We start from the raw sequence: 4,707 nt of genomic DNA on the forward strand, positions 1-4,707 counted from the left end.
GCGAATACCGTGCCAGTGGATCGTCGTCGGATCGTCGATCGCGTTGACAAGGCGTGCAGCGAAGGGCTGGCCTTTTTTCATTCTGAGCACGGGCGGCATTCCGGCGTTGCCATAGGTCAGCACATCCCTGGTCTGGCCGATATCCATCAGCTTCGCCTGGATCTTTGCCGTCTGCAAAACCACCGGCTCAGGCATGGCAGCGGCCCAGCCACCAAGCCGGCCCATGGCCGAAAGCCCGACCCCGCCTGCGCCGGCAATCGCTGCCGTTTTCAAAAGCCGGCGTCGGGTGAGTACGGTCATTTGACGCTCCAGCTGCAAAGACGGCTGCCCTGGGTTTATCGCAGCCTTGGATCGTAAGCGAGCACCCTGTGCCTAAACCGACTCCGCCACCGGCCTTAAGCAAAAGATGCTGGCGTGGACGGACAATCGACCACAATAAGCGTCGCTGGCGGAGCGGCGCGCGACTATTTCGGCCGCGCCCCATAGGCGGCAAGGAATGCTTCGACCGAAGCATCGGCGTGCCGCTCGAGATCCGCCTTCGAACGCGGGTTGCTTCCGGTGAACATGGCTTCGTTCATTGGGATCCAGAGAAGCATTCCGAAGAGATGGCTGGCCGCCAGACGGGGATCGCTGGTCTGCAACAGGCCTCGACTGGTAAGCTTTTGAAAGCATGATGCCACCGAGGCAAGCATGCGTTCAAAACCTTTTTCATACCAGCTCCGGCCAAGCTGCGGCATCCGATCCGCGTTGGCGATAATCAGACGCCGCAGCTTCAGCAGCTCTTCGTCCATCAGCGTCGTTGTCATGCGTCGGGCAAGCTGCTGTAGCCCACCCTCCATGAATTTCGCCTCGGAAAGCAGCATCGTCACCGACTCGACGACATCGTTGGTCTGGCTGGCGGTGGACTCGACGACTTCGCCGAAAAGCGTCTCCTTGTCCGTGAAATGCTTGTAGACAGTCTGCTTGGATGCGCCTGCTTTGGTGGCGATCTCTTCCATGCTGGTTCCATCATAGCCCTTGGCGATGAAGGCGGCCGTAGCCGCTTCAATGATTTCACGATCCTTGCGAGCCGACCTGGTCTCACCATCAATTTTCATAGCGCCTCTCAACCAGTACTAGACGGTACCGTTCCCGCATGGTAGCCATAGTTACAGTACTAGACTGGCTAGTACCCATCAACGGCAGCAAGGCTTAGACCGATGACCAAAATGATCTTCCTCAATCTACCGGTACGCGATCTGCAGGCGGCGACCAAGTTCTATCTCGCGATCGGGGGCACGCTGAACCCGCAGTTCTCGAGCGACCAGTCCAGCTCGATCATGTTCTCAGACTCGATCGGGGTCATGTTGCTGACGCACCAGCATTACAGCCAGTTCACAGCGCGCCCGATCGGCGACCCCAAGCGGGACAGCCAGATGTTGATCGCACTCACCGTCGACAGCAAGGACGAGGTCAATGTCGTAATCGAGAAGGGCGTGGCGGCAGGCGGTCGCGCCGATCCCAACCCGGCGCAGGATCTTGGTTTCATGTTCAACCGCCACATCGAAGATCCGGACGGCAACGTCTGGGAGCTGCTGTGGATGAACCCGTCGGCCATGCAATAGCCCACAGGAATCGAAGCGGGCCAGGATGACAATGGAGAAGCGACCGGCATTCGCCTGTCGCTCCCGTCAGGCGCGCCGGCATCGGCTATTCAGCCGCCTCGGCATAGTGTGCCGGCACGTAGTTGAGGATGGGGCCAAGCCAGCGCTCGGCCTCGACCAACGGCATCGCCTTGCGGCGCGCATAATCCTCGACCTGGTCGCGCTCGATCTTGGCGACGCCGAAATAATAGCTTTCGGGATGCGCCAGATAGATCCCCGAGACGGATGAACCCGGCCACATCGCATAGCTTTCGGTCAGTCTCACGCCGGCATTGCCTTCGCCGTCGAGCAGCCGGAACAAAGTCGCCTTCTCCGTATGGTCGGGCTGAGCCGGATAGCCGGGCGCCGGTCGGATGCCGCGATAGGGTTCGCCGATCAGCTCGTCCGGCGCCAACGATTCGTCTGGCACGTAGCCCCAGAATTCCTTGCGCACCTTCTCATGCATGCGCTCGGCAAAGGCTTCGGCGAAGCGGTCGGCCAGCGCCTTGACCATGATCGAGGAATAGTCGTCGTTGGCGCGTTCGAAGCGTTCGGCGATCGCCACCTCCTCGATGCCGGCGGTGACGATGAAGCCGCCGATGTAATCGGCCTTGCCGCACTCCGGCGGCGCGACGAAATCCGACAGGGCAACATTGGCCTTGCCGTCGCGCTTGGTCAGTTGCTGGCGGAAGGTGAAGAACGTCGCCAGTTCCTGCGACCGCTTCTCGTCCGTAAACAGCCTGATGTCGTCGCCGACGGTGTTGGCCGGCCAGAAGCCGATGACGCCGCGCGGCGCGAACCATTTCTCGGCGATGATCTTGTTCAGCATCGCCTGCGCATCCTCGAACAGCTGGCGTGCGGCGGCACCTTGCGCCTCGTCTTCGAGTATTTTGGGATAGCGGCCCTTCAGCTCCCAGGTCTGGAAGAACGGCGTCCAATCGATGTAGCGCGCGAGCTCGGTCAGGTCCCAGTTCTCGAACACCTTCACGCCTGTGAAGGACGGCTTCGGCGGCTCATATTCGGACCAGTCTATCCGATGCGCATTGGCCCTCGCCTTGGCCAGCGGCAAACGCTGCTTGTCGGCTTCCGAGCGGGCATGCGCATCGGCGACCTTCTTGTATTCGGCGCGCACCGTATCGACAAAGCCGCGCTTGCTCTCGTTGGACAGCAAGGATGAGACCACGCCGACCGCGCGGCTGGCGTCGGTGACATAGACCGTCTGCCCCTTGCTGTAGCGCGGGTGGATCTTCACCGCCGTGTGCACGCGGCTGGTCGTCGCGCCGCCGATCAGCAGCGGAATGTCGAAGCCTTCACGCTCCATCTCGGCGGCCATGTGCGCCATCTCGTCCAGCGACGGCGTAATCAGGCCGGACAGGCCGATGATATCGACATTTTGCTCGCGCGCCGTCTGCAGGATCCTGGCCGCCGGCACCATGACGCCGAGATCGATGATCTCGTAATTGTTGCAGGCGAGAACCACGCCGACGATGTTCTTGCCGATGTCATGGACATCGCCCTTGACCGTCGCCATCAGGATTTTTCCGGCCGTTTTGCGTTCGCCATTGTCGATGCCGTTGGCGGCGTTTGCCAGCTTCTCGGCTTCCATGTGCGGCAGCAGTCCAGCCACCGCCTGCTTCATTACCCGCGCCGACTTCACCACTTGCGGCAGGAACATCTTTCCCGCGCCGAACAGATCACCGACGACGTTCATGCCGGCCATCAGCGGGCCTTCGATGACATGCAGCGGCCGCTCGGCGGCAAGCCGTGCTTCCTCGGTGTCGGCGTCGATGAATTCGGTGATGCCGTTGACCAGCGCATGGCTGATCCGCTGTTCGACAGTCCATTCGCGCCAGACGAGATCGCGCTCCTGCGCTTCCTTGCCGGCCGTGCCCTTGAAGCGTTCGGCGATCTCCAGCATGCGTTCGGTGGCGGTGCCGCCGGCCTTGGGCGCGCGGTTGAGCACGACATCCTCGCAGGCCTCGCGCAGATCAGGCTCGATCGTATCGTAGACGGCGAGCTGGCCGGCATTGACGATGCCCATGTCCATGCCGCGCTGGATGGCATGGTAAAGGAATACGGCATGCATGGCCTCGCGCACCGGCTCGTTGCCACGGAACGAGAAAGACAGGTTCGACACGCCGCCAGAAATGTGGACATGCGGCAGCGTGGCGGTGATCTCGCCGGCCGCCTCGATGAAGTCGACGCCGTAATTGTCGTGCTCCTCGATGCCGGTGGCGATGGCGAACACGTTGGGATCGAAGACGATGTCCTCGGGCGGGAAGCCGGCCTGCTCGGTGAGGAGCTTGTAGGCGCGGGTGCAGATCTCGACCTTGCGCGCCTTGGTGTCGGCCTGGCCATCCTCGTCGAAGGCCATGACGACGACGGCGGCGCCATAGGCGCGGACCAGCCTGGCATGATGCAGGAAGGCTTCTTCGCCCTCCTTCATCGAGATGGAGTTGACCAGCGGCTTGCCCTGCACGCATTTCAAGCCGGCTTCGATGATCTCCCATTTCGAACTGTCGACCATGACAGGAACGCGGGCGATGTCCGGCTCGGCGGCGATCAGGTTGAGGTATTCGACCATGGCCTTCTTCGAATCGATCAGACCCTCGTCCATGTTGATGTCGATGATCTGCGCGCCGTTGGCGACCTGGTCGCGGGCGACGTCGAGCGCGGCGACATAGTCGCCCGCCGTGATCAGTTTCCGGAACTTGGCCGAGCCGGTGACATTGGTTCGCTCGCCGACATTGACGAAGGGGATCTCGTCGGTGAGCGTGAATGGCTCCAGCCCGGACAGGCGCATCCTGGGCTCAATGTCCGGAATGGCGCGCGGCGGATACTTCCGCACCGCCTCGGCGATGGCGCGGATGTGCTCCGGCGTCGAGCCGCAGCAGCCGCCGACGACATTGACCAGTCCCTCACGCGCGAAATCCTCGATCTGGGCGGCCATGAAGTCCGGGCTTTCGTCATACCGGCCGAATTCGTTGGGCAGGCCGGCATTCGGATAAGCGCAGACAAAGGTGTCGGCGACACCGGATATTTCGGCCAGATGCGCTCGCATGGCGTTGGCGCCGAGCGCGCAGTT

General features: G+C 62.0%; 4 protein-coding genes. 1 reads left to right on the forward strand and 3 read right to left on the reverse strand.

Annotated features, from left to right (window positions below; genetic code table 11):
• Together ENZ75_RS21500 and ENZ75_RS21505 are read right to left on the reverse strand one after the other, a co-directional pair.
• On the reverse strand, window positions 1-300 hold a 300-nt coding region (locus ENZ75_RS21500), incomplete at its 3' end, for a multicopper oxidase domain-containing protein (protein WP_164887910.1).
• A gap of 164 nt (window positions 301-464) precedes the next feature.
• Window positions 465-1,097: a TetR/AcrR family transcriptional regulator gene (locus ENZ75_RS21505; protein WP_024504795.1), complete on the reverse strand. Its 633-nt coding sequence runs from the start codon at window positions 1,095-1,097 to the stop codon at window positions 465-467.
• A 102-nt stretch (window positions 1,098-1,199) separates the two neighbouring features.
• Here ENZ75_RS21505 and ENZ75_RS21510 point away from each other — a divergent pair, with 102 nt between their 5' ends.
• Complete coding sequence (locus ENZ75_RS21510; protein ID WP_013530216.1) at window positions 1,200-1,604, forward strand: VOC family protein; 405 nt, start codon at window positions 1,200-1,202, stop codon at window positions 1,602-1,604.
• Between the two features lie 85 nt (window positions 1,605-1,689).
• Here ENZ75_RS21510 and metH read toward each other — a convergent pair.
• A partial coding sequence (gene metH, locus ENZ75_RS21515; protein ID WP_128278299.1) for a methionine synthase occupies window positions 1,690-4,707 on the reverse strand: 3,018 nt, incomplete at its 5' end.

It is taken from the genome of Mesorhizobium sp. M7A.F.Ca.CA.002.04.1.1 (assembly GCF_004022805.1).
Classification (GTDB): domain Bacteria; phylum Pseudomonadota; class Alphaproteobacteria; order Rhizobiales; family Rhizobiaceae; genus Mesorhizobium; species Mesorhizobium ciceri.

Bases quoted from the DNA above. Each gene is read 5' to 3' on its own strand.
- ENZ75_RS21505 (WP_024504795.1), bottom strand. From the start codon at position 1,097: ATGAAAATTGATGGTGAGACCAGGTCGGCTCGCAAGGATCGTGAAATC.
- ENZ75_RS21510 (WP_013530216.1), top strand. From the start codon at position 1,200: ATGACCAAAATGATCTTCCTCAATCTACCGGTACGCGATCTGCAGGCG.